21 protein-coding genes are annotated in these 24264 nt (G+C 68.4%); 13 read left to right on the top strand and 8 right to left on the bottom strand.

Going from position 1 to position 24264, the window contains the following annotated elements; all coding sequences use genetic code 11:
- Window position 1 precedes the first annotated feature (1 nt).
- The 4 genes from ASC92_RS12180 to ASC92_RS12165 are packed head-to-tail and all read left to right on the top strand — an operon-like array spanning window position 2 to window position 4781.
- The gene (locus ASC92_RS12180; protein WP_056515337.1) at window positions 2-2065 is read left to right on the top strand and encodes a molybdopterin-dependent oxidoreductase; all 2064 of its coding nucleotides are present in this window, start codon (window positions 2-4) and stop codon (window positions 2063-2065) included.
- Entirely contained in the window at window positions 2062-3186 is a 1125-nt protein-coding gene (locus tag ASC92_RS12175) for an aminopeptidase (protein WP_056515334.1), read from the top strand. The genes ASC92_RS12180 and ASC92_RS12175 overlap by 4 nt, the downstream gene beginning before the upstream one ends.
- Window positions 3179-3493, top strand: coding sequence for a polyhydroxyalkanoic acid system family protein (locus ASC92_RS12170; protein WP_056515331.1), 315 nt, complete (start codon window positions 3179-3181; stop codon window positions 3491-3493). The genes ASC92_RS12175 and ASC92_RS12170 overlap by 8 nt, the downstream gene beginning before the upstream one ends.
- Window positions 3494-3539: 46 nt before the next feature.
- Window positions 3540-4781 (top strand): CaiB/BaiF CoA transferase family protein, encoded by a 1242-nt coding sequence (locus ASC92_RS12165; protein WP_056515327.1) that lies wholly within the window; start codon window positions 3540-3542, stop codon window positions 4779-4781.
- Window positions 4782-4787: 6 nt separating this feature from the next.
- Here ASC92_RS12165 and ASC92_RS12160 read toward each other — a convergent pair whose 3' ends face one another.
- The 6 genes from ASC92_RS12160 to ASC92_RS12135 form a co-directional block, all read right to left on the bottom strand.
- Window positions 4788-5045, bottom strand: a complete 258-nt coding sequence (locus ASC92_RS12160) for an acyl-CoA-binding protein (RefSeq protein WP_056515325.1) — start codon at window positions 5043-5045, stop codon at window positions 4788-4790.
- 64 nt (window positions 5046-5109) lie between these two features.
- Window positions 5110-5949 (bottom strand): hypothetical protein, encoded by an 840-nt coding sequence (locus ASC92_RS12155; RefSeq protein WP_082519581.1) that lies wholly within the window; start codon window positions 5947-5949, stop codon window positions 5110-5112.
- A 6-nt stretch (window positions 5950-5955) separates the two neighbouring features.
- Window positions 5956-6681 carry a TetR/AcrR family transcriptional regulator gene (locus tag ASC92_RS12150; RefSeq protein WP_056515322.1) on the bottom strand — a complete coding sequence of 242 codons (726 nt, stop codon included), beginning with the start codon at window positions 6679-6681 and terminating at the stop codon, window positions 5956-5958.
- Between the two features lie 144 nt (window positions 6682-6825).
- Window positions 6826-7302, bottom strand: a complete 477-nt coding sequence (locus tag ASC92_RS12145; RefSeq protein WP_056515320.1) for a phasin family protein — start codon at window positions 7300-7302, stop codon at window positions 6826-6828.
- Between the two features lie 93 nt (window positions 7303-7395).
- The gene (locus tag ASC92_RS12140; RefSeq protein ID WP_056515316.1) at window positions 7396-7845 is read right to left on the bottom strand and encodes an acyl-CoA thioesterase; all 450 of its coding nucleotides are present in this window, start codon (window positions 7843-7845) and stop codon (window positions 7396-7398) included.
- 99 nt (window positions 7846-7944) lie between these two features.
- A complete protein-coding gene (locus ASC92_RS12135; RefSeq protein WP_056515313.1) occupies window positions 7945-8841 on the bottom strand; it encodes a LysR family transcriptional regulator in 897 nt (298 codons plus the stop codon).
- Between the two features lie 121 nt (window positions 8842-8962).
- Here ASC92_RS12135 and gtdA point away from each other — a divergent pair, with 121 nt between their 5' ends.
- The 9 genes from gtdA to ASC92_RS12090 all read left to right on the top strand — a co-directional run bounded on the left by gtdA (window position 8963) and on the right by ASC92_RS12090 (window position 19074).
- Entirely contained in the window at window positions 8963-10024 is a 1062-nt protein-coding gene (gtdA, locus tag ASC92_RS12130; RefSeq protein WP_056516358.1) for a gentisate 1,2-dioxygenase, read from the top strand.
- 68 nt (window positions 10025-10092) lie between these two features.
- Complete coding sequence (locus ASC92_RS12125) at window positions 10093-10797, top strand: fumarylacetoacetate hydrolase family protein (RefSeq protein ID WP_056515308.1); 705 nt, start codon at window positions 10093-10095, stop codon at window positions 10795-10797.
- 24 nt (window positions 10798-10821) lie between these two features.
- On the top strand, window positions 10822-12069 hold the full coding sequence (locus tag ASC92_RS12120; RefSeq protein WP_056515304.1) for a 3-hydroxybenzoate 6-monooxygenase: 1248 nt from the start codon (window positions 10822-10824) through the stop codon (window positions 12067-12069).
- Between the two features lie 59 nt (window positions 12070-12128).
- Window positions 12129-13106 carry a Bug family tripartite tricarboxylate transporter substrate binding protein gene (locus ASC92_RS12115; protein WP_056515301.1) on the top strand — a complete coding sequence of 326 codons (978 nt, stop codon included), beginning with the start codon at window positions 12129-12131 and terminating at the stop codon, window positions 13104-13106.
- Between the two features lie 85 nt (window positions 13107-13191).
- Window positions 13192-14169, top strand: coding sequence for a Bug family tripartite tricarboxylate transporter substrate binding protein (locus ASC92_RS12110; RefSeq protein ID WP_056515298.1), 978 nt, complete (start codon window positions 13192-13194; stop codon window positions 14167-14169).
- Window positions 14169-15521: an FAD-dependent oxidoreductase gene (locus tag ASC92_RS12105; protein ID WP_056515295.1), complete on the top strand. Its 1353-nt coding sequence runs from the start codon at window positions 14169-14171 to the stop codon at window positions 15519-15521. The genes ASC92_RS12110 and ASC92_RS12105 overlap by 1 nt, the downstream gene beginning before the upstream one ends.
- A gap of 52 nt (window positions 15522-15573) precedes the next feature.
- Window positions 15574-16248, top strand: coding sequence for a hypothetical protein (locus ASC92_RS12100; RefSeq protein ID WP_235505800.1), 675 nt, complete (start codon window positions 15574-15576; stop codon window positions 16246-16248).
- A gap of 98 nt (window positions 16249-16346) precedes the next feature.
- Window positions 16347-17234: an acyl-CoA thioesterase gene (locus ASC92_RS12095; protein WP_056515291.1), complete on the top strand. Its 888-nt coding sequence runs from the start codon at window positions 16347-16349 to the stop codon at window positions 17232-17234.
- 382 nt (window positions 17235-17616) lie between these two features.
- A complete protein-coding gene (locus ASC92_RS12090; protein ID WP_056515288.1) occupies window positions 17617-19074 on the top strand; it encodes a SulP family inorganic anion transporter in 1458 nt (485 codons plus the stop codon).
- A 20-nt stretch (window positions 19075-19094) separates the two neighbouring features.
- On the opposite strand, the gene atpE is transcribed toward ASC92_RS12090, so the two are convergent.
- Window positions 19095-19334: a F0F1 ATP synthase subunit C gene (atpE, locus tag ASC92_RS12085; protein ID WP_007835387.1), complete on the bottom strand. Its 240-nt coding sequence runs from the start codon at window positions 19332-19334 to the stop codon at window positions 19095-19097.
- Between the two features lie 148 nt (window positions 19335-19482).
- Window positions 19483-24192, bottom strand: coding sequence for an Ig-like domain-containing protein (locus ASC92_RS12080; RefSeq protein WP_056516355.1), 4710 nt, complete (start codon window positions 24190-24192; stop codon window positions 19483-19485).
- Window positions 24193-24264: the final 72 nt, after the last annotated feature.

Raw genomic sequence — 24264 nt, 5'->3', positions numbered from 1 at the left:
GATGGCCCACGCACCGGATACCTTGCTCGAAAAAGCACCTTCCCAGCCCGCATCGACCACCGTGCTGGGCGCATGCCCTCACGATTGCCCGGACACATGCGCACTCGTCACCACCGTCAGGGACGGCGTGGCCGTGAAGCTGCAGGGCAACTCTGCCCATTCGCACACGGGCGGGGTGCTGTGCACCAAGGTGTCGCGCTACATCGAGCGCAACGACCACGCGGAACGGCTGGTACAGCCCCTGAAACGCATCGGCCCCAAGGGAAGCGGCCAGTTCGAGCCGGTGAGCTGGGATGCCGCACTGGACGACATCGCCGCGCATCTTCGAGTATTACAGGGAAAACCCGAAGTCATTGTCCCCTATAGCTATGCGGGCACCATGGGCCTGGTGCAGGGCGAGTCGATGGACCGTCGTTTTTTCCACAAACTGGGCGCCTCGCTGCTGGACCGCACCATCTGCTCGATGGCCGGCGGCGAGGCCATGGTCCACACCCTGGGCGCCAAGGTCGGCATGCGCATCGAGTTCTTCGCCGAGGCAAAGCTGATCCTGATCTGGGGCAGCAATTCCATCGCCAGCAACCTGCATTTCTGGCGCCACGCCCAGACCGCCAGGCGCGCCGGCGCGCGGCTGGTGTGCATCGACCCGCGCAAGACGGAAACCGCCGACAAGTGCGACGAGCACGTCGCGCTGTTGCCCGGCACCGACGCCGCGCTGGCATTGGCCTTGATGCACGAGCTGATCGTGCACGACTGGCTCGACCACGACTACATCGCCAACCACACGCTGGGTTGGAAGCAGCTGCGCGAGCGCGCTCTGCAATGGCCGCCGTCGCGCGCGGCCGAAGTCTGCGGCATTCCCGAGGAACAGATCGTGTCGCTGGCCAGGGCCTACGGCACCACCAAGCCGGCCGCCATCCGTCTGAACTACGGCATGCAGCGCGTGCGCGGCGGCGGCAACGCGGCGCGCGCCATTGCCTGCCTGCCGGCGCTCGTCGGCGCCTGGCGCGACCGCGCGGGCGGCCTGCTGCTGAGCAGCTCGGGCCACTACCCGGTCGACCGCGCCGCGCTGCAGCGCCCCGACCTGCTGGCCGGCCGCAAGCCGCGCACCATCAACATGAGCACCATCGGCGACGCGCTGCTCGACACCGCCAACCCGGTGAAGGCCATCGTGGTCTACAACAGCAACCCCGTGGCGGTGGCGCCCGAGTCGGCCAAGGTGGCGGCGGGCTTCGCGCGCGAAGACCTGTTCACCGTGGTGCTGGAGCAGTTCCGCACCGACACCGCCGACTATGCCGACTACCTGCTGCCCGCCACCACGCAGCTGGAGCACTGGGACATCCACTGCAGCTACGGCCACACCGACGTGCTGCTGAACCGCCCGGCCGTGGCGCCGCGCGGCGAGGCCCGCAGTAACGCCTGGGTGTTCCGCGAGCTGGCGCGCCGCATGGGTTTCGACGAGCCCTGCTTCTGCGACGACGACGAGACCCTGTGCCGAACCGCCTTCGCCGGGAACACCATCGACTTTCCCGAGCTGCTGGCGCAGGGCTTCACCAGCCTGAAGCTGCCCGAGGCGCCGTTTGCCGATGGCAAATTCCCCACGCCCTCGGGCCGCTGCGAATTCTTCAGCGCGCGACTCGAGGCCATGGGCATCGATGGCCTGCCCGATCACGTGCCCAACTGGGAGCCGGCCGGCAGCTCGACCGAATTCCCGCTGGCCATGATCTCGCCGCCGGCGCGCAACTTTCTCAATTCGACCTTCGTCAACGTGACGAGCCTGCGCGCCATCGAGGTCGAGCCGCTGCTCGAGATCCACGAGGCCGATGCCGCCGCGCGCGGCATCGAGGACGGCGCGATGGTGCGCGTGTTCAACAAGCGCGGCGAGCACCGCTGCCGCGCCGAGGTCTCGCGCCGCGCGCGGCAGGGCGTGGTGCACGGCATGGGCATCTGGTGGCGCAAGCTCGGCGTGGACGGCACCAACGTCAACGAACTGACGAGCCAGCGCCTGACCGACATCGGCCGGGGGCCCACCTTCTACGACTGCCTTGTCGAGGTCGAGAAGGCGTGAGGCCCCTGCGCGCGCTCGCGCTGGCCGGCTCGCTGTTCCTGGCCGGCTGCGCCGACCTCGGCTACTACTGGCAGTCCGCCAGCGGCCACATCGACATCATGCGGGCCGCCAGGCCCGTGCCCGAGTGGCTGGCCGACCCGGCCGTGTCCGCGCCGCTGAAAGCCAAGCTCGAACTCGCCCAGCGCATCCGCCGCTTCGCCTCCAGCGAACTCGGCCTGCCCGACAACGCCAGCTACAAGTCGTACGCCGACCTGCACCGCCGCGCCGCCGTGTGGAACGTGGTGGCCGCGCCGCCGTACTCGCTCACGCTCAAGAACTGGTGTTTTCCGGTCGCGGGCTGCGTGGGTTACCGCGGCTACTACAGCGAGGACGCGGCCAATGCCGAAGCCGAGGCGCAGAAAAAGCAGGACCTGGAAACGGCCGTGTACCCGGTGCCCGCGTACTCCACGCTGGGCTGGATGAACTGGGCCGGCGGCGATCCGCTGCTGTCCACCTTCATCGGCTACCCCGAGGGCGAGCTTGCGCGCATCGTGTTCCACGAGCTGGCGCACCAGGTGCTCTACGTGCCCGGCGACACGGTGTTCAACGAGTCGTACGCCACCGCGGTCGAGCGCATCGGCGGGGCGCTGTGGCTGCAGCGCGAAGCCGGCGAGCCGGCGCGCCGCGAGTACGCGCAGTTCAACGGGCAGCGCCAGGAATTCCGCGCGCTGGCGCTCGACACGCGCCGCGCGCTGAACCGCATCTACGAATCGCCCGAAGCCAAGGCCAAGGACCGGTCCAGGGTCGACGCCATGAAGCAGGCCGCCATGGCCGATTTCCACGAACGCTATGCGAAGCTGAAGGCGGGCTGGACCGGTCCGCGCCAGAACGCCTACGACGCCTGGGTGGCGCGCGCCAACAACGCGGCTTTCGGTGCGCAGGCCGCCTACGACGACCTCGTGCCCGGCTTCGAGAAACTCTTCGAGCGCGAGGGCAGCGACTGGCCGCGCTTCTACACTGCGGTCCGGCGCATTGCCGCGCTGCCGACCGACGCGGAACGCCGCGCCGCGCTTCAATCGGCGACCGGTATCCTGCAGACCCATTCCAGCCCGGAACACAAAAACGGAGACCACGGTGCCTGACATCCATATCGAACGCAACCACACGCTGGGCATTGCCGGGGCGCGCGCCGTCGCGCACAAATGGATCGCACAGGTCGAGCAGGAGTTCGGCCTCGAATGCGTCTACACCCAGGGCGACGGCCGCGACGTGGCGACCTTCACCCGCGCGGGCATCGACGGCACGGTCGAAGTCACGGAAAGCACCTTCACGCTCGACGCGACGCTGGGCTTCCTGTTCAGCAGCTTCAGCGAAATGATCGAGCAGAAAATCACGCGCAGCCTCGACGCGATGCTCCAGTCCCCCCGGGGCCGCAGCCGCCTCGCCTGACCGTCTCCGGGATCCGGACGGCGGTGGCACGGCACACTCTGGTGCCATGACGACGACCACAACCTCTTCCCCTCCGGCCGCGGGCCCGCTGGCCGGCCTCAAGGTCATCGAGCTCGGGCAGCTGATCGCCGGGCCTTTCGCGGCGCGCACGCTGGGCGACTTCGGTGCCGAGGTGATCAAGATCGAGCCGCCCGGCGCGGGCGATCCGCTGCGCACCTGGCGGCTGCTGAAGGACGGCACCTCCGTCTGGTGGCAGGTGCAGTCGCGCAACAAGCGCTCGCTGGCGCTCGACCTGCGCGAGCCCGAGGCGCAGGCCATCGTGCGGCAGCTCGCGGCCGAGGCCGATGTGCTGATCGAGAACTTCCGCCCGGGCGCGATGGAAGGCTGGGGCCTCGGCCCCGACGAACTGCTGGCCGCCAACCCCGCGCTCGTCATGTTGCGCATCAGCGGCTACGGCCAGACCGGGCCCTACCGCGACCGCCCCGGCTTCGGCGTGGTGGCCGAGGCCATGGGCGGGCTGCGCCACCTCACGGGCGAGCCGGGCCGCGTGCCGGTGCGCGTGGGCGTGTCGATCGGCGACACGCTGGCCTCGCTGCACGGCGTGATCGGCGTGCTGCTGGCCATGCAGCACCGGCATGCCACGGTGAGCGCCGAATATCCGAAGGGCCGCGGGCAGGTGATCGACGTGGCGCTCTACGAGGCGGTCTTCAACTGCATGGAAAGCCTGCTGCCCGAGTACGGCGCGTTCGGCGCGGTGCGTGAGGCGGCCGGCAGCGCCTTGCCCGGCATCGCGCCGACCAACGCCTACCGCTGCGCGGATGGCGGCTATGCCATCGTCGCGGGCAACGGCGACAGCATCTTCCGCCGCTTGATGGAGTGCACCGGCCGGCCCGACCTGGCGGCCGACCCGTCGCTGGCCGGCAACACGGGCCGCGTGGCGCAGGTCGAGATGCTGGACGCCGCCATCGGCGCCTGGACCGCGCAGCGCAGCGTGGACGAGGTGCTGGCCGCGCTGGCTGCGGCGCATGTGCCGGGCGGCCGCATCTACACCATCGCCGACATCGCGGCCGACCCGCACTATGCGGCACGCGGCATGCTGCAGCAGGTGCGCATGCCCGATGGCAGCGCGCTCGCGGTGCCCGGCTTCGTGCCCAAGCTCTCGCTCACGCCGGCGAGCCACCGGCACAACGCACCGGCGCTGGGTGCGGACACCGATGCGGTGCTCAAGGAGATCGGCCTGAGCGCCGAGCAGATCGCCGCGCTGCATGCGCGCGGGATCGTGGGCTGAAGGAGATCAGCCGCGCAGCGACTCGATCAGGTCGATGTACTTCTGCTTGGCCTCGTCCGCGCTCGCACCCTTCTGGGCCGTCCACGCATCCCACTTGGCGCGCGCAACGACGTCGCTGAAGCTGGGCTTCTTGGCAGTGTTGTCGCCCTCGGTCGCTTGTTTGAACAGGCCGTAGATCTTCAGCAGCGTCGGGTTGTCGGGGCGCTCGGCGAGCAGCTTGGAGTTGGCCTGGGCGGCTTCGAATTGGGCGTTGAGGTCGGACATGGGGCTCGAATTGAAAAGCGGAAACCGCGCATCTTAAATTGAGCGGTACCGCTGGGTACCAAGTTCAGTCTTTCAGTCCCGCCCGGGCGAGCTCCACGTCCAGCCGCTCGCGCGCATCGGCCGGCTTCAGCGCCGCCGCCTTTTCATAGAGCCGCGTTGCCTCGCCCATGCGCGACTCGCCGTGCAGCATCAGTTGCGCGCGGGCGTATTCCATCATTCCGGCGGCCGAATGCGGGTGCAGTTCCAGGCCCCGCTCGAACAGCGCGACCGAGGTTTCCGAGCGCACGCCGTAGGTCATGCGCCCGACCAGCGCGCCGACCTTGTCGATCACCTCGGCATGGAACGAGGCCAGCGCCAAGTGCGCGTCTGCGTGCCGCGGCTGAAGTTCGATCACGCGTTCCAGCGCGCCCTTGAGCTTGCTGCCCAGGCCTTGGGCCAGCGCGCGCGCCACGCTGATGCCTTGGCTGTAGCGGCCCAGCGCGTAGGACTGCCAGTAGAGCGCCTGGCAGTTCTCGGGCTCGGCGGCGGCCTGCGCGCTGGCGCGTTCGATGACCTGGCGCAGCATCGCGAGCCGCATGCCCTCGCGCGGTTCGAGGTAGTTGGCGTAGATCGCCGTCGCCTGGTTGGCCAGCGCCATTCCCTCGCCGCCCAGCTGCAGGCCGATGGCGGCGGCGCGTTCGAACTCGCCGCTGTGGTACAGCGCCCAGCCCTCGGCGAGCGGCGAGCCTTCGGCCGGCAGCGGCAGCTCATGGCCGGCATGCAGGCGCGGCCAGTGGGACAGCACGCTGCGCATGTCGAAGCGGGGCAGATCGACCCAGGGCAGAGGCGTCCAGGGACCTGGGCTGGCGGCGGCAACCGGGCTGGCGGACATCAGCGAGAGCGGTTTGAAATCGGGGTGGGGCATGGTTGTCTAGGCCGCCATATCGACAGGGGATGCCGCGGCGCCGGCGCCGGCGCCGAGACTGCCGCTGCTGGCGGCATCTTCACCGTTGTAGGCGTTGCTGAGTGTCAGCAAATGCCGCCGCTGCTCGTGCTCGAGATAAGGCGCGAGCAGGTGCAGGGTGTGATGACCGCCGCGCATCAGCGCGCCCTGGGCATGCGCGGGTTCCAGCGCCTCGCGCGGATTGCGCACGTACTCGTAGCTGAGCCAGTAGGTCAGCACCACGACCATGCTCTGCGCCAGCGTGTCGACCTCGTGCACGTCGATTTCGAGATGGCCGGCGCGGCTCAGGCCGGCGATCAGCTGGCGGATGGCGCGGGCCTTGTTCTTCAGCACCAGCTGGAACCGGGTTTCCAGCAGCCGGTTCTTGCTGAGCAGGTCGTTCAGGTCGCGGTAGAGAAAGCGGTAGCGCCAGATCAGCTCGAACAGGCTGTGCATGAAGAACCATGCGTCCTCCACGTCGTGCACGCCCTCGCTCGCGTGCAGCAGCTCGTTGAGCTCGGTTTCGTAGGCTTCGTAGAGCTTGTTGATCAGCTCTTCCTTGGCCGGGTAGTGGTAGTACAGGTTGCCCGGACTGATGTTGAGTTCGCCCGCCACCAGCGTCGTCGAGACGTTCGGCTCCCCGAAGCGGTTGAACAGATCCAGTGCGGCTTCGAGGATGCGTTGCGCCGTGCGGCGTGGCGCCTTCTTTGCCATGTCGGTGCCCCCGTTTGCTCGTGTTCTTGGGGACACTCTAGCCTATGTGCACCGCACCATGAACGGTGCGGGACATGTTTTGCGGCGCCGGGTTCTTGTGCAGTGCCGCAATACGCGGCCGGCCGATATGGCGGCCTGCGCGGTTCAGCCGGCCTTGCTGCGGCGCAAGGTCTTCTTGGCGGCGGGTGCGGCCGCCTTGCGGGCCGTGGTCTTGCGCGGGGCTGCTGCGCCCGGCTGCTTCTTCAGCTGGGCTTCGAGCGCCTCGACGCGCGCCTGCAGCGCGGCCATGTCGGCCGCGGTGGGTGCGCCCAGTTTTTCGAGCGCGCGCGCCACGCGGTCTTCGAAGATGTTCTCCAGCTTGCCCCATTGGCCCGCGGCCTTGGTGCCGAACTCGCTGGCGAAGCCGGACATGCGCTGCTGGGCCTGGGCCAGGGTTTCCTCGGCGGCCTGCTGGGTCTTCTTCTGCATGCCGGCGCCGTCCTTCACCAGCGCCTCGAAGGCCTTGCTGCCTTCCTGCTGCATTTTGGCGAAGGCGCCGAGGCCTGCGAGCCAGATCTGCTGGGCGGAATCCTTGATGCGGTCGGCGGCCTTGCCGTTGCTGTCGTCGTCCTGGGTAGCCATGCGAATGTTCCTTTTTGCAAACGATCGCCTGACTCTAGCCGCTCGACGTGCTCCCCATTAGAGCTTCACGTCTACATGCGAAGCCGGGAGCGTCTATGGCGTCGCGCCGGCGGCGCGGCTCGCATCGAGGTGCGTCTTTGCGCGCTCGGCCAGCGCCATTTCTCCGGGCGTGCCGGGCACGAAGGCCGAAACGGGCAGCGGCCGGCCGTGCGAGTCGACGGAGACAAACACGATCAGGCATTCGGTGGTCTTTTCCATCACACCGCCCTTCATGTCGCCGCTGCGCACCTCGACCGAGATGTTCATGCTGGTGTTGCCGGTGTAGGCCAGGCGGGCTTCGACCTCGACGAGGTCGCCGATCATGATCGGCCGGTGAAAGCGGATGCTGCCGATGAAGGCGGTGACGCAATACCGCTTGGCCCAGCTGGTCGCGCAGGCGTAGCCGGCCTCGTCGATCCACTTCATGACCGTGCCGCCGTGGACCTTGCCGCCGAAGTTGACGGTGCTGGGTTCGGCGAGAAAGCGCAGGGTGATCGAGGACATGGGGCCGCCTTTTGTGGATATGGCTGTGGGAGGAGCCGCGATTATGCGAGCGGGGCCGCGCCTGCGGACGCCGCCCGTCGCCCGGGCATGCACGCCCGGTCAGCTGCCGCTGAACAGCTGCGCCAGCGTGCGCCGCAGCCAGGCATTGCCCGGGTCGGCATGGAAACGCTCGTGCCAGTGCTGCTTCACCGCGTAGTCGGGCAGCGCGAAGGGCGGCTCCAGCAGCTTCACCGGCTCCTGCGTGGCCAGCACGTTGCCGAGGATGCGCGGAACTATCACGATCAGTTCGGTGTGCGCCACGATGCGCGCCACGCTCAGGAAACTCGACAGCCGCACCACCACGTTGCGCTTCAGGCCCAGCCGCGCGAGGGTCGTGTCGACGATGGCATGTCCGGTGCCCGAGGTGGACACCACCGCATGCGCCTCCGCCTCGAAGCGCTTGCGCGTGAGCTTCGCGCCGATGCGCGGATGGTTCTGCGCCGCCAGGCAGACGAAGTTCTGCATGAACAGCGTCTGCTGGTAGAAGCCCGCGTCCAGCTGCGGCATGAAGCCCACGGCGAGGTCGACCTCACCGTCCTGCAGGCGCCGCCCGCTGAGGGTGGAGATGATCTCGGTCTCGATGTGCACGCCCGGCGCCGCGTGCCGCAGGTGGTCGAGCAGGCCGGGCAGCAGCACCACCTCGCTGATGTCGGTCATGCAGATGCGAAAGCGCCGCTGCGCCTGCGCGGGCTCGAAGCTGCTGCGGTTGCCCTGGGCCTGCGCCAGCTGGGCCAGCGCCTCGCGCAGGTTCGGGTAGATGCGCTCGGCGTGCGGCGTGGGCTGCATGCCCTGCGCGGTGCGGGTGAACAGGCGGTCGTCGAAGTGCGCGCGCAGCTTGTTCAGCGCGGTGCTGGCCGCCGCCTGCGCCATGCCCAGCCGCTCGGCGGCCTTCGAGACGTTGCCGGTCTTGTAGACCTCGTCGAACACGGCGAGCCATTCGAGATCGAGCTTGGACATGGGCGATTTGCGCTACGGCGAAAGGCACCATTATCGAAATTTCGAATTCTGTGTATTGGCTGGTGGTCTTGAGGAAATAGTGGTGCGGGCCAACAATGCCGCCACGGAGACACCCACGCCCATGAAACCCGCGCCTTCCAATGCGGCCGAACGCCGCGACTACTACGCCCGCATCGGCCCCCTGCACCTCACGCCGCTGTGGGAATCGCTGCACGCGCTGGTGCCGCGCGAACCGCAGACGCCCTGCGTGCCCGCGCTGTGGCGCTACGACGAGATCCGCCCGCTGTTGATGGAGTCGGCCGCGCTCATCACCGCCGAGGAGGCCGTGCGCCGCGTGCTGGTGCTGGAGAACCCGGCGCTGCCCGGCAATTCGTCGATCACGCAGTCGCTCTACGCCGGCCTGCAGCTCATCATGCCGGGCGAGGTGGCGCCTTCGCACCGCCACGTGCAGTCGGCGCTGCGCTTCATCGTCGACGGCAAGGGCGCCTACACCACTGTCGGCGGCGAGCGCACCACCATGCATCCGGGCGACTTCATCATCACGCCCTCGTGGGCCTGGCACGACCATGGCAACGAGGGCATCGGCGGCAGCGTGGAGCCGGTGGTTTGGCTCGACGGCCTCGACATCCCGATGCTGCGCTTCTTCGACGCCGGCTTCGCCGAGAACGACGACGCCAAGGTGCAGCACGTGGCACGCCCCGAAGGCAACAGCCTCGCTCGCTTCGGTCACAACATGGTGCCGGTGCGGCACGACCACGCCTCGGCCACTTCGCCGATCTTCAACTACCCCTATATGCGCAGCCGCGAGGCGCTGGCCCAGCTGCAGAAGCAGGAAGCGCCCGACGCGTGGCTGGGCCACAAGCTGCGCTACATCAACCCGCTGACGGGCGGCTCGCCGATGCCGACCATCTCGACCAACCTGCAGCTGCTGCCCCAGGGCTTCGCGGGCAAGGCGCACCGTGCGACCGATGGCGCGGTGTACAGCGTGGTCGAAGGGCACGGCACGGCCGAGATCGGCGGCCAGCGCTTCGCGTTCGGCCCGCGCGACACCTTCGTGGTGCCCTCGTGGGCGCCGCTGCGCCTGTCGTCACCCGACGAAGACACGGTGCTGTTCAGCTTTTCCGACCGCCCCGTGCAGCAGGCCATGGGCATCCTGCGCGAAGCCTTCCTCGAAGACGCCTGAAACCCGGGCGCCCGGCTTTTCTTTTTTTGTTTGTTCGACCCGGTGCCGTCCACGCGGCAGGAGCTTTCATGTCCTTCGTCTTCACGCCTCCTTCCATCGTCGGCCTGCCCATCGTGGGCTCCGACCAGCAGTTCCCCGTGCGCCGCGTCTATTGCGTGGGCCGCAACTACGCGGCCCATGCGCGCGAGATGGGCTTCGACCCCGACCGCGAACCGCCGTTCTTCTTCTGCAAGCCGAACGACGACGCCTCCGTCGTGCCCGTGGCTGACGGCAAGGGCGCGTCGATTCCCTATCCGCCGCTCACCAGCAACTACCACTACGAAGCCGAGCTGGTGGTCGCCATCGGCAAGGGCGGAAAGGACATCCCGGCCGAGCAGGCCGCGAGCCACATCCACGGCTACGCCGTCGGCCTGGACATGACCCGCCGCGACCTGCAGATGAAGATGCGCGAGCAGGGCCGCCCGTGGGAAATCGGCAAGGCCTTCGACTTCTCCGCGCCCATCGCGCCGCTGCGCACGCTGGCCGACGTGGGCGAGATCAACGCCGGTGCCATCACGCTCGAAGTCGACGGCCAGGTGCGGCAGAACAGCGACATCACGCACCTGATCTGGTCGGTGAACGAAGTCATCGCCAACCTGTCGACGCTCTTCACACTGCAGCCCGGCGACCTGATCTTCACGGGCACGCCCGAAGGTGTGGGCGCGGTGAAGCCGGGCCAGACGATCAAGGTGAGCATCGAGCGCCTGCCCTCGCTCACAGTGCACATCGACTGATTCCCTCCACCGCGCAGGCCCGCCATGACCCCATCGAAGAATCCTCCCACCGTGCTGCTGGTCGGCGGTGGCATCGGCGGCATGGCTGCCGCACTGGCACTGGCGCGCCTGGGTGTTGCCATCGACCTGCTCGAGCAGAGCGCGACCATCGGCGAGATCGGCGCCGGCCTGCAGCTCGGGCCCAATGCCTTCGCCGCGCTCGATGCGCTGGGCGTGGGCGAGGCGGTGCGCCGCGGTTCGGTCTTCACCGACCGGCTCGTGATGATGGACGCGGTCGATTGCGGCGAAGTGGCCTCGGTGCCGGTCGGCGAAGCCTTTCGCGCGCGCTTCGGCAACCCGTACGCGGTGAGCCACCGCGCCGACCTGCACGGCGCGATCCATGAAGCCGTGAAGCAGCATCCGCTGATCCGCTTCCATACCTCGGCGCAGGTCGAGTCCATCGACATTGGTGCGCACGGTGTGACCGCTGTCACGCGCGACGGCCGCCGCTTCCAGGCCGATGCCATCGTCGGCTGCGATGGCGTGAAGTCGGTGGTGCGCAGCAAGCTCATCGGCGATGCGCCGCGCGTGTCGGGCCACGTGGTCTACCGTGCCGTCGTGCCCGCGGCCGACATGCCCGCCGACCTGCGCTGGAACGCGCCCGTGGTCTGGGCCGGCCCAGACTGCCACCTGGTGCACTACCCGCTGCGCCACGGCGAGCAATACAACCTCGTCGTCACCTTCCATAGCCGCGCGCAGGAAGAGTGGGGCGTGACCGACGGCAGCAAGGAAGAAGTGCTCTCGTACTTCGAGGGCGTGCATGCGCGCCCGCGCCAGCTGCTCGACCGCCCGACTTCGTGGCGCCGCTGGAGTACCGCCGACCGCGACCCGGTCGAGCGCTGGAGCGAGGGCCCGGCCACGCTGCTGGGCGATGCGGCGCATCCGATGATGCAGTACCTCGCGCAGGGTGCATGCATGGCGCTCGAGGATGCGGTGACGCTCGGCGCCGCCGTGCAGGCCTGCGGCTTCGACATGCCTGCTGCGTTCAAGCTGTACGAAGCGGCGCGCATCGCCCGCACGGCGCGCGTGGTGCTGTCGGTGCGCGAGATGGGGCGCCTTTATCACGCCAGGGGCGTGGAGCGCCTGGTGCGCAACAGCCTGTGGGCAGGACGCTCGCCCGAGCGCTTCTACGATGCGGTCGAGTGGCTCTATGCCTGGCGGCCCGAGCATTGCCTGGACGACGCGCCCGAGGCGCTGCGGCCCGGGGCGGTCGCCATGCTTCCGCCGTATTGAAGCCTGCTTCTTCCATCATCCATAACCATCGAGGCCACAGGCCCAGGAGACAAGACACCATGAACTTTTCGCGCGCACTGCTGACCGCCGGGCTTGCCCTGACAGTCGCTTCAGGGGCCCTGGCGCAAGCCGGCGACTTCCCCAGCAAGCCTGTGACCCTGGTCACGCCCTTTGCGGCCGGCAGCGGCCCCGACGCGGTGCTGCGCCTCGTCTCCGACAAGCTCTCGCGCCTGTGGGGCCAGCGCGTGCTGATCGACAACAAGCCCGGCGGCGGCGGCTTCATCGCCATCGACCAGGCCCGGCGCGCCGCGCCCGACGGCTACACGCTGCTGCAGCTCGACAGCGAGCACATCGCCGCGTTGCCGCACCTGTACAAGTCGCGCAACTTCGTGACGCTGCAGCACTTCGATCCGGTGGCCTCGCTGTTTCGCACGCCCTTCTTCGTGGCCGTGGCCACCGATTCGAAGTGGAAGAACATGAGCGACCTGATCGGCGCGGCCAAGGCCAACCCCGATGGCATCGTCTACGGCTCGTGGGGCGTCGGCAGCCCCGGCCACCTGGGCGCGCAGCAGCTCGAGGCGCTCACCGGCATCCACATGCGCCACGCGCCCTACCGCGAGGTGTCGCAGCTGTTTTCCAACGTGGGCGCCGGCGAGGTGCCATGGAGCTTCGCAAGCATTCCGTCGAGCCAGGGCATCTACAAGGCCGGCAAGCTGCGCTACCTGGCCATCGCGGCGCCCAGGCGCATTCCGCAGATGCCCGACGTGCCCACCATGGCCGAGGCCGGCGGGCCGGCCTCGCTGGAGGTCAACTCGTTCGTGTCGCTGCTCGCGCCCAAGGGCGTGCCGGCAGCCGTCAAGGCGAAAATCAATGCCGACGTGGCCAAGGTCATCGCCGACCCCGAGATCCGCGCCCGCTTCGACACCTTCGCCTTCGAGCCGCTGGCCTGGTCGCCCGAGGAAATCGAGCGCAATGCCGAGGCCAAGTCGAAGGTGTATGGCGAGCTGGTGCGCAGGGGCAACATCAGCCTCGAATAGCGAGGGCGCGCCTTGCCCGGCGCGTCGCTCGGCAGTTAAGCTGGCCTGCTCTGGTTTTTTGACAACTTTTTCACACTTTTTCTCCATGCAAGCCACCAAGAGAGCCCTCCTGATTGCCTGCGGCCTGGCCGCCGCCGCCGCACTGCCGCTGACCGCCAGCGCACAGAACGCCGCCTGGCCGACCAAGCCGATCCGCCTGCTCGTGGGCTTCCCGGGCGGCTCCACGCCCGACATCGCGGCGCGCACCATCGCCGAGCCGCTGGGCAAGGCGCTGGGCCAGCCGATCGTGGTCGACAACAAGGCCGGCGCCTCGGGCAACATCGCGGCCGACCAGGTGGCCAAGGCCACCGACGACCACACGCTGGGCCTCGTCATCAACGGCAACCTCACGTCGTCGAAGATGCTGTACCCCAAGCTGCCTTATGACCCGGCCAAGGACTTCACGTACCTCTCGCTGATTGCCACGGCGCCGCTGGTGCTGGTGGCGCAGAACAACCTGCCCTCGGGCGCCGCATTCTTCGACGCGGGTCGCCAGGCCGGCGACAAATGGAACTACGGCTCGGTGGGCATCGGCTCGGTCGGCCACCTGGGCATGGAACTGCTCAAGACCCGCGTGCCCGGCTTCAACCCCGAGCACGTGCCCTACCAGGGCAATCCGCAGGTCATTACCGCGATGCTGGGCGACCAGGTGCAGATGGGCCTGATTCCGCCGGGCGTGGCCATGCCGCAGATCCGCGCCGGCAAGCTCAAGGCCATCGGCCTCACGGGCGGCCGCAGCACCCTGGTGCCCGAGATCCCGCCGCTGGCCGACGCCGGCGTGAAGGACTTCAAGCTCGAGGTGTGGGTGGCGCTGCTCGGTCCGGCCAACCTGTCGAAGGCCGCACAGGTCCGCATCAGCCGCGAACTCGAAGTGGTCATGAAGAACCCCGACGTGCGCCGCAAGCTCTTCGAGCAGGGCTGGCAGGCCGTGGGCACCTCGCCGGACGGCATGCGCACCCGCGTCAACGAAGAGGCGGCCATCATGACCAGGATCATCTCGGCCCGCGGCATCAAGTTGCAGTGATGACGACGTCTCGCACATTGCATGAACCGGCGCGCGAGCTGCCGGTCTTCGGCGAATACGACGTGGTGGTGGTAGGCGGCGGCCCCGCCGGCATCGCCGCCGCCGTGAGCGCCGCGCGCCACGGCGCGAGCACGCTGCTGGTGGAGCGCTACGGCTTCCTCGGCGGCATGGGCACGGCCGGCGGCGTTACCAACTTCGCTGGTCTGTACGGCAAGCGCAACGGCGAGATGACGCAGCTGGTGCGCGGCGTGGTCGACGAGCTGATCGACCGCATCGCCGGGTTCAACGGCATGAACGCGCCGCAGAACGGCATGGGCGGGCGCATCTGCGTGCGTTCGTACGACACCTCGGCCTACAAGCTGGCCGCCGACCAGCTGCTCGGCGCTGCCGGCGTGAAACTGCTGTTCCACGCGCTGGCCGCATCCGTCGTTCGCGACGGCAGCCGCATCGCCGCGCTGGTGGTCGAGACCAAGTCGGGCCGCCAGGCGATTCGCGCCAACGCCTTCATCGACGCCAGCGGCGACGCCGACGTGGCGGCCTTTGCCGGCGTGCCCTTCGAGGTGGGCGACGGCCACGGCAGTGGGCTGTTCCCGACCACCATGTTCCGCATCGGCCAGGTCGACGCGCCGGCAGCGCTGGAAGCGGTGGGCGAGTTCAAGGCCATCAACGACTACATGGCGCGCGCCGAGCAGCAGCACCCGGGCAAGTACAGGTTTCCGCGCGAAGGCGCCATTCTGCGGCCCAACAAGGACCCGCGCGAATGGCGCGCCAACGTCACGCAGATCCGCAATGCCCAGGGCCGCGCGATGAACGGCGTCGACGCGCGCGAGCTCACCGAGGGCGAGCTCGAAGGCCGCCGCCAGATCGCCGAGTACTTCAAGTTCTTGAAGGCCGAGGTGCCGGGCTTCGCAGAGTCGGCCATCGTGGAGATCGCGCCGCAGGTCGGCATCCGCGAGACGCGGCGCATCCAGGGGCTGTATGCGCTCGGGCGCGAGGACATCCTGGGTTCGGCGAAGTTCGACGACAACATCGGCCTGAACGCCTGGCCGATGGAAATGCACGCCGACGGCCGCATCGAGTGGGCCTTCCCGCGCGACGAAGCCAACGCCTACAACCACCTGCCCTGGCGCATGCTGGTGCCGCAGGCGGTCGACAACCTGCTGGTGGCCGGCCGCTGCGCATCGATGACGCACGAAGGCCAGTCGGCCGCGCGTGCGAGCGGCGGCTGCTTCGTCATGGGGCAGGCCGCGGGCACGGCGGCGGCATCGCTGGGCAGCACCGCGTTCGCCGGCGTGGACGTGGCCGCGCTGCAGAAGAAGCTGGCCGCGGATGGCGCCGATCTCGATCGCTAAAGTCCGGGGCTTGATGAACTCGAACCCCGGACAAAAAGTGCATTCCCTTTCGTTGCCGACCTCCGCACGTCGCATCTTTCTGGCGCTGTCCTGCGCCGCCCTCGGCCTGCTGCAGATCGGCTGCGCCAGCACGCCCGAAGGCGACCCGGTCCACGGCAAGGACCGGGTCGTGAGCTTTATGGCGGCCAAGGACGGCCGCAAGGTCGCCATTGCCGGCGAGAACTACCACTACGTGTTCGACGGCGATCCGTCCGTGGCGGCGCTGCTGCGCTGGGACGGCCGCACCAAGGTCACGCCCGCGCTGATCGGCGAACTCAAGGTGGCGCGCAACCAGAGCTTCGAAGGCCAGTACGTGCTGATGGCCTTCGACGCCGACCTGACGCCGGAAGACCGCACCTTCCTCGTCCAGACCGGCTTCGCGAAAGCCGACGTGAAGTACGGCGACCGCACCGGGCCGGCACTGCGCTACTTCGGCACGGTGTACGGCAAGCGCTACGAGGCAGCGCCGTTGAAGTCGGCCGACAAGGTCGATTTTTCGCGGCGTCAGTACCTCAAGTACGTCGAGCAGGAAACGCTCAGCGGCGCCTTCGCCAAGGCCGCGCCTTCGCCGCTGGTGTATGCCGACGACGGCTCGATGCTGCTGGGCGGCGTGCCGGTGCGCGTGGTCCAGGGCGGCACGGATTCCGGTTGCAGCGCCCGCTTCATGGGTGTCTGCTTCTACAAATAGGCCCATCGGGAGCGCCGGCTGACCGGCCCGCGACAGCTTTCGGGCGCGGCCTTTGCTATGGTCGAGGGCTGCGTTTCCGCTTGCCCTGAATGCCTCCGATGACCACCGATCCCGCCACCGCCTCCCGCCTCGTCAACGAACTCGTCGCGCTCATGCAGCTCGAGCCACTGGGCGGCGACCGCTTCCTGGCGCAGAGCGAGGACATCGGCACGCCCGCGGTGTTCGGCGGCCAGGTGCTGGGCCAATCGCTGATGGCCGCCAGCCTCACCGTGGGCGCCGAACGCCCCGTGCATTCGATGCACGCCTACTTCCTGCTGCCCGGCGAGCACGCGCCCATCGAGTACAGCGTCGACCGCGTGCGCGACGGCCGCAGCTTCACCACCCGCCACGTGGTGGCGCGCCAGCAGGAGCGCATCATTTTTGAAATGTCGGCCTCGTTCCAGACGGTGGACGACGGCGTCGAGCACCAGTTCGACATGCCCGAGGTCGATGGCCCCGATGGCCTCGTCAGCGAGCTCGACCTGCGCATCGCCCTCGGCGACCGCCTGCCCGAGCCATGGCGTTCCAAGGCGGTGCAGCCGCACGGCATCGAGTACCGCCGCGTCGACCCCGAGGACCTGATCGAACCGCAGGTGCGCCCGACCTCGGCGCAGAGCGCCATCTGGATGCGCGCCATCGCGCCGCTGCCCGACGACCCGATGGTGCACCGCGCGCTGCTGGCCTACGCCTCCGACCACGGCTTGCTGCGCGCCGCGATGCTGCCGCACGGCCTGAGTTTCATGAGCGGCCAGGTGCGCCCGGCCAGCCTAGACCACGCGATGTGGTTCCATCGCGATTTCCGCATGGACGACTGGCTGCTGTACGTGCTCGACTCACCCAGCGCGGGCGGTGCGCGCGGCCTGTGCCGCGGCAGCCTCTACGCGCGCGACGGCCGGCTGGTGGCATCGGCCGCGCAAGAAGGCATGCTGCGTATCCGGCGCAAGTAAACAAACGGGGCCCCGGACTCAACGGCCAGTCCGCGAAGTGCGCACTGGGGCGCGACTGACTGACTCGCAACAGCAGTGCTTCTTTCGGGGCGCGATCCCGCCGACGCGGTGACCTTTTTCGCGAATGTCCCCCGCTTCGCTCCTCCTTTATTTCGCCTCGTGCACAGGGCATCGGGTGCTCCCCGCAGCGAAATAAAGGAGGAGCGAAGCGGGGGACATTCGCGGAGGGGAGTACCCGGTGGCCTGTGCACGCACCCCCCAGCCGCGTCGATCGGCAGCATCACCCGTTCGGTGTAAGGTCGGCGCGCGGCCGGACACGCCGCAACCCCATCACAGGCGCCGCGAGCCGTCGCCTTTCCGTTCCTGTTGTCCCGCATCTGTAATGTCTTCCCCTCACAGTCGCCTGCGCACCGAGTGGTGCCCCAGCATTCCCCGCGAGCTGATGGCCGGCGCCGTCGCCACCTTCGCGCTCATTCCCGAAGTCATCGCCTTCTCGTTCGTGGCTGGCGTCGATCCGGCGGTCGGGCTGTTCGCCTCCTTCATCATCGGTATCGTCATCGCCTTCACGGGCGGACGGCCGGCCATGGTGTCGGCCGCGGCCGGCTCGGTGGCGCTGGTGGCCGCACCGCTGGTGCATGCGCACGGGCTGCCGTACCTGCTGGCGGCCGGCGTGCTCGCAGGCGCGATGCAGATCGTGTTCGGCCTGCTGCGCCTGGGCGTGCTGATGCGCTTCGTGTCGTCGTCGGTGCGCACCGGCTTCGTCAACGCGCTCGCCATCCTCATCTTCGCGGCGCAGATGCCGCACTTCATCGGCGCCAACACCGCGACCTGGGCCATGGTGGGGCTGGGGCTCGCCATCATCTACCTGCTGCCGCGCATCACCACCGCGGTGCCGTCGCCGCTGGTGTGCATCGTGGTGGTGACACTGGCGGGCCACTGGCTCGGCCTGCCGCTGAAGACGGTGGCCGACCTCGGGCAACTGCCGAGCGCGCTGCCAGCCTTCGCGCTGCCCGACGTGCCGCTGACGCTCGAAACGCTGCGCATCATCGCGCTGCCCGCCTTCGCCATCGCGATGGTCGGCCTGCTCGAATCGATGATGACCGCCAGCGTGGTCGACGAGCTGACCGACACACCGAGCTCGAAGAACCGCGAGTGCAGTGGCCTCGGCGTGGCCAACGTGGCAGCCAGCTTCTTCGGCGGCATCGCGGGCTGCGGAATGATCGGCCAGACGGTGAGCAACGTGCGCTACGGCGGACGAGGGCGGCTGTCGACGCTGTTCGCGGGCGCGTTCCTGCTGATCCTCATGGTGCTGCTCAAGCCCTGGGTGTCGCAGGTGCCGGTGGCGGCGCTGGTCGCGATCATGGTGATGGTGTCGGCTTCCACCTTCGACTGGGGGTCGCTGCGCACGCTGGTGCGGCATCCGCGCATGTCGAGCGCGGTGATGCTCGCCACGGTGGCCGTCACCGTCGCCACCGACAACCTCGCCGCGGGCGTGGCCACGGGCGTGATGCTGAGCGGCGTGTTCTTCACCTTCAAGGTGGCGCGGCTGCTGCACGTGCAGGCCGAGTCTGGGGAAGACGGTGCGCGCATCTACCGCGTCACCGGCCAGGTGTTCTTCGCCTCGGCCGACATGCTGGTCGATGCCTTCGACGTGCGCGAGATCGACGGCGCCCCGGTGCGCATCGACGTGTCGCAGGCGCATTTCTGGGACGTGACCGCCGTGGCCGCGCTGAAGAAGGTGGTCGAACGGCTGCGCAAGCACGGCAGCGTGGTCGACGTCACCGGCATGAACCAGGCAAGCCGGGACCTGATCCTGCAGCTCGACGTGGCACCGGACTGAGCGCTGCGGCGAGCGCCCCTTCAGCCGAAGGGATTGGCGGTCGCGAACCAGAGGGCGATGCCCGTCGCGATGATGAACGCGCCGTCCGTCACGCCCGCGATCAGGAAGAACTTGGTCTGCAGCGTGTCGACCAGCTCGGGCTGGCGCGCGGTGCTTTCCAGGAACTTCTGGCCGACCAGTCCGATGCCGAGGCACGAGCCGAGCGCGGCGATGCCGATCAGCAGTGCGACTGCGAGGGGAAGGATGTTGAAGCCGGTCATGGTGTTTTCTCCTGGTGGTTGATTGATGGATCGATGGAGGTACTTTCCCAGAGCGGGTGCGCACGGTCCATGACGTGGGAGGTCATGGGCGGCATGAAAAAAGGCCGGCCGCAAGAAGCGGCCGGCCTTTCGTGGAACGCTGCTGACGCTATGGAAGCTGTGTCCAGTTCTGGTTGTTCCCGCCGTTGCAAGTCCAGGTAATGAGCGCCGTGTCCTGCGCCGTCGAGCTGTTCGGCACGTCCAGGCACGAACCCGAGGCGCGGTTGCGGATGCTCCCGCCGACCATGCTCCACTGCGCCGTGTTGCCCGCCGTGCACGCCAGCTGCACCACCGGCGCGTTCGTCGCCGCCGTGCCGTTCTGCGCCAGGCACAGCCCGCTGTGCTCGGCCACGAACTGCACGTAGCCGCCGGTGAGGCTCGTCACCGTGAACTTCTCGTTGCCCGCCGTACCGCACGGCCATTGCACCGCCGTCGCGCCGCTGGTGGTCGCCGCGCCCTTGATGTTCACGCACAGGGTGGGGTTGAGGTCCGAGCGGATGCGCGAGACGACGGCCGGGGCCGTGTCCTGCGAGCGCACGTACTCGCGGATCGCCACCACGTCGGCGGCCGGCAGGCTGTTGGCATTGCCGTGGCCGCTGTCGAGCACGCTCTGCAGCGTGGCCGCCTGGCCGTTGTGGAAGAAGGCGGTGGTGTTCCAGCTGCCCGACAGCGTCGGCGTGTCGAAGCCGACGCCCGCGAGCGGCTGGTTCATGCCCTTGCCCGACGAGGCCTGGATGGTGCCCACGTCGTGCCGGATGCCGTCGCGGAAGGTGCCGCCCGCGTGGCAGGTCACGCACTGCGCCGAGGTGAACAACGCCTGGCCCCGCGCCGCATCGACGCTCAGGCTGCCGTCGGCGTTGCGCGCCGGGCTGCGCATGTACTTGTTCAGCGAGCTCAGGTAGGCCGCGAGGTCGTCGAGCTGCGCGTTCTTGCCGGCCTTGGGCGCACCGAGCGGGTCGGAGGTGGCCGCGAAGTCCGCATTCGTCAGGAAGCCGGTGCCGCCGAACTCGTTGCGGATGTCGTTCTCGAAGTCCTGCACCTCGTCGAAGTTGGCCGTCCAGTGCAGCTTGCCGTGGCCCAGGCCGCGCCGCCCCTGCAGGCTGATGGTGCGGCGCAGGCCTTCGCCGCGCTGGGTGAAGTCCCACACCATGCCGTCGTCGCCGGCATCCGCGTGGCAGCTCGCGCAGGAGATGTAGTTGTCCTTGCTCATGCGCCGGTCGGAGGCGTTGTAGAACACCTGCTTGCCGCGCAGCGCCGCGGCCGCCATCGGCTCCTGCGCCACCGTCGCCACGTTCTGCAGGAAGATCGCGGACGCCGTCTCGGACGACAGCACCGAAGCCACGTCATGCACCGACACCGAGCGGGCCAGGAAGTTGTTGACGAACAGGCGCTTGCGCGTTGCGTCCAGGTACAGGCCGTGCGGTGCGCTGCTGGCGTTGATCTCGCCGCGCACCGAGCGGCTGTACGAATCGACGATGGCCACGCGGTTGCCTTCCATCTGCGCCACGAAGAGGTAGTCGCCCGACGGCGAGAACAGCGCGGCGCGCGCCGGTGCGCGGTCGTCGAAGTCGATCTGCTCGGCGAACACTTCCGCGGCCGTCTGCAGGTTGACCTGCGAGAGGATGGAACGCACCGTCTTGTCGTGCTCCAGCGCAAGGCCGTCCCTGAACTTGCCGCGCACGATGTTGTCCTTCTTCGAGGGCAGCACCGCCCGCGTGCCGTCCGGCGAGATCACCACCTGGCTCAGGTAGTTGGCCACGCCGCGCGCACGGCTCTCGGTGTCCACCGTGGCGGTGTCCACCGGCAGCGCGATGGTGGCCATGGCGCTCATGCCCTGCAGGTTGACCTTGTGCAATTGGCCGCCGGTCGTCTTCGACTTGAAGCGCGTGACATAAGCCACCTGCGAGTCGGCGTTGACCGCGATGCCGCGCAGATTGCCTTCGAGTGCGACCGCGCCGGTGGTGCTGCCGTTGCTCGGGTCGAAGCTCATCAGCACCGACTTGCTTTCCAGCGTGAGCAGGCCCTTTGCGCCGTCGGGCGTGAAGGCCACGCCGTAGGGGCCGCTGCCGTAGGCCAGTGGCACGGTGGTCGAGAGGCTGCCGTCGGCCGCACTCAACGCGACCAGCTTGTCCTCGCCCTGCACCGTGACCCAGATGCGTCCGTCGGGGCCGACGGCCAGCGTCTTCGGCTCGTCGCCGACGCGCGTTTCCCAGCGCTTGGCCAGGGTCTGCGCGTCGATGGCGGTGACCGTGCCGCTGTCGGGGTTCACCGAGTAGACCGAGTTCGCATCGCCCGCGATGTTGGTGGTGTGCGTCGGTGCCCGCGCCGTGACCGGGGCGATCACGGTGAGGTTGTAGGTGTAGAAGGTCTCGCGGCCGTTCACGTCCTTCACCGTCAGCGTCACCGTGAAGTGGCCGGGGCGGTTGTAGGTGTAGGTGTAGTTCGGCTGGTTCGAGTACGCCGTCTGCGTGCCGTCGCCGAAGTTCCAGCGGAACTGCGCGCCGCCGCTGCCGAGCGTGCCCGGGTTGAACACCAGCTGGCCGTTGACCAGCTTCGGCCCGCCACCGATGCCGGGGTCGCCGATGATGGCCTGGCCGCGCAGCGTGTTGACCTCGGTGTCGCTCAGCACGCGGCCGTAGACGCGCACCTCGGCCAGCGTGCCCTTGAAGAGCGCGGCATTGCCCTGGATCTGCCCCAGCACGCTGAACTTGTTCGCGAGGCCCTTGTTGCCCGTGGGGCCGGTGGAGCTGGTCTTCACGCCGTCCACGTACACGGCCTGGGCGCCGGAAGCGGCGTCGCGCGTCAGCACCACGTGGTGCCAAGCGCCGTCGTTCACCACCTCGGTGGAGGTGGTTCCGGCGTCGTTGCCAGCCGACAGCTTGATGCGCCCGCCGCTGTCGAGCCAGCCCCAGAACACGTCGTCCGTGCCGCTCGCCTGGTCGCGCCCGAAGATGCCGGGCGCGGTCCATGAACTTGCACCGCCCGCCTGCGTGGTCTTCATGTAGAAGCTCAGCGACGCGGTGCCGCCGAGCACGGTGGCCACGGAATCGTTCTTCAGCGGCACGCCGGACGTGCGGTTCGCGAAGTTCAGGCCGATGCTCTCGAACGCGTCGCCCGACACCGGCGTGCCGTTGTTGCTGCCGATCTGGTCGGACAGGTTGCCCGCCAGCGTCCAGTAGTGCATCAGGTTGATGTCGGTCGCGTTGCCGGTGTTGAAGGTCGACTTGTAGTCCGCGCCGATGGCATTGCCCGCATAGTCTTTCACGCCGTTGGCCGGCAAGAACACTTCATAGCTGGTGCCAGGCTGCAACGGTTGGTCGGGATGGAAGTTGACGATGCCCAGTTGCACGCTGTAGGTTCCGGCCAGCGTGTTGCCGCCCACCGGCCGCACGATGAAGGTGTTGGAATTCACGCTCTCGGGTCGGATGTTGTCGGTCATGCCAAGGCCGATGCGCGAGGTCAGCGCCTGCTGCTTCGCGCCGTTGGCCGGCGAGACCTGTTTGACCTCGGGCTTGGTGGTGTCGGGGTCCACCGAATGCACGATGAAGCCGCTGCCCGAGCCGTGGTCGTTGCCCACGAAGACCAGGTTGCCGAACATCGCGACCTGGCCGTTGTCCGAATGCGAGAAGTTCGGGTCGTCCTCGCGCAGGATGCTGCCGCGGCCCACCTCCACGTGATTGAGCGGATTGCTCACGTCCACCTTGTGGATGCGCGTTTGCGCGCCCTGGATCACGTAGTTGTCCTGCGTGGCGCAGTACAGCTGTTCGTCGATGACGAGCCGGTTGTCCTCGGCCACGAAGCGCGAGCGATCACTCAGGTCGTAGCTGTACATCTTCGCACCGCTGTTGCGCGCGGAGGCGTGCAGGTTCTTGCCGTCGAAGCAGGTCGCGTAGTAGAACGGCGTGGTGCCCACGATCGAATCGAGCACCTTGGGGTTGAGCGGGTCGGAAATGTCCAGGCTCGCGAAACCGCCGTTGCTTTCCATTGCGGTCAGCACCATGTGGTTGCCCATCGTGAAGATCGGGCCGATGCGGAAACCGCCGAGTTCGCCCGTGGGCACCGGATTGGGCTTGCCGGCGCCGCGGTTGGCGACCACGGCGTTCGCGGGGTCCGTGGCATCGACGATGAAGATGCCACGGCCCGCCGACGCCACGTACAGGTAGGGTGCCTGCCACCAGAGCTGCCAGGCCACGTCCTCGTAGTCGCCGCCGTTGACGCCGGGCAGCGCCAGCTTCTTCACCTGCTTGATGTCGTTGATGTCGGTGAAGTCCCAGAACTCGACGCCGTTGATGCTCGGCAACACCACGTACGTCTTGCCGCCGATCTTCGCGGTGCCGAAGGAATGGGTCTCGCGGAACTCCTTGGTGCGGGCCTCGGGTTCGTAGATCTTCTTGACGAGCTGGATCTGGCGCGGGTTCGACACGTCGTACAGCAGGAAGCCGCCCGGGCCCAGGCCGCTGTCCGGCGCGAAGGAGGTGAGGAAGTAGCCGTTGATCATGATGCCCGCGTTCATGCCGTAGTCCTTGCGGCCCGGGTAGGTGGCGGGCACCTCGCGCGACTCGTAGGCGCTGCTGTGCGCCGGATCGAGCGGGTGCGCCGCGCTCGTGATCATCGACACCGGCTTGAACAGTTCCGCCGAGGTGTAGGTGAGGTTGCCCAGGCCGGGACCCTGCAGCGGGAGCGGGTCGGCGACGGCCTCTGAAACCGCCGCCGCCATGTTGCCCAGGGTCGTCATCGGACTGACCCCGGTGATTGCCGCGTGCGTCAGCAGTGTGACGAACGGCACCATCAAAGCCATGAGGTAATACCGGATCTTCATCGTCGCCTCCAGGTTGTTGTACAGGTCCATTTGCAAAAGCGCGCGCGCAGGGCGCACCCCGGCCGGCGACGA

The organism is Variovorax sp. Root411, assembly GCF_001425205.1.
GTDB lineage: Bacteria > Pseudomonadota > Gammaproteobacteria > Burkholderiales > Burkholderiaceae_C > Variovorax.
This window is presented reverse-complemented; position numbering and strand designations above follow the sequence as displayed.

Coding starts and splice junctions, on each gene's coding strand:
- ASC92_RS12105 (WP_056515295.1), top strand. CDS start 14,169: ATGACGACGTCTCGCACATTGCATGAACCGGCGCGCGAGCTGCCGGTC.
- ASC92_RS12155 (WP_082519581.1), bottom strand. CDS start 5,949: ATGCCCCACCCCGATTTCAAACCGCTCTCGCTGATGTCCGCCAGCCCG.
- ASC92_RS12145 (WP_056515320.1), bottom strand. CDS start 7,302: ATGGCTACCCAGGACGACGACAGCAACGGCAAGGCCGCCGACCGCATC.
- ASC92_RS12120 (WP_056515304.1), top strand. CDS start 10,822: ATGACCCCATCGAAGAATCCTCCCACCGTGCTGCTGGTCGGCGGTGGC.
- ASC92_RS12115 (WP_056515301.1), top strand. CDS start 12,129: ATGAACTTTTCGCGCGCACTGCTGACCGCCGGGCTTGCCCTGACAGTC.
- ASC92_RS12080 (WP_056516355.1), bottom strand. CDS start 24,192: ATGAAGATCCGGTATTACCTCATGGCTTTGATGGTGCCGTTCGTCACA.
- ASC92_RS12180 (WP_056515337.1), top strand. CDS start 2: ATGGCCCACGCACCGGATACCTTGCTCGAAAAAGCACCTTCCCAGCCC.
- ASC92_RS12165 (WP_056515327.1), top strand. CDS start 3,540: ATGACGACGACCACAACCTCTTCCCCTCCGGCCGCGGGCCCGCTGGCC.
- ASC92_RS12125 (WP_056515308.1), top strand. CDS start 10,093: ATGTCCTTCGTCTTCACGCCTCCTTCCATCGTCGGCCTGCCCATCGTG.
- ASC92_RS12095 (WP_056515291.1), top strand. CDS start 16,347: ATGACCACCGATCCCGCCACCGCCTCCCGCCTCGTCAACGAACTCGTC.
- ASC92_RS12140 (WP_056515316.1), bottom strand. CDS start 7,845: ATGTCCTCGATCACCCTGCGCTTTCTCGCCGAACCCAGCACCGTCAAC.
- ASC92_RS12135 (WP_056515313.1), bottom strand. CDS start 8,841: ATGTCCAAGCTCGATCTCGAATGGCTCGCCGTGTTCGACGAGGTCTAC.
- ASC92_RS12090 (WP_056515288.1), top strand. CDS start 17,617: ATGTCTTCCCCTCACAGTCGCCTGCGCACCGAGTGGTGCCCCAGCATT.
- ASC92_RS12110 (WP_056515298.1), top strand. CDS start 13,192: ATGCAAGCCACCAAGAGAGCCCTCCTGATTGCCTGCGGCCTGGCCGCC.
- ASC92_RS12150 (WP_056515322.1), bottom strand. CDS start 6,681: ATGGCAAAGAAGGCGCCACGCCGCACGGCGCAACGCATCCTCGAAGCC.
- atpE (WP_007835387.1), bottom strand. CDS start 19,334: ATGACCGGCTTCAACATCCTTCCCCTCGCAGTCGCACTGCTGATCGGC.
- ASC92_RS12160 (WP_056515325.1), bottom strand. CDS start 5,045: ATGTCCGACCTCAACGCCCAATTCGAAGCCGCCCAGGCCAACTCCAAG.
- gtdA (WP_056516358.1), top strand. CDS start 8,963: ATGAAACCCGCGCCTTCCAATGCGGCCGAACGCCGCGACTACTACGCC.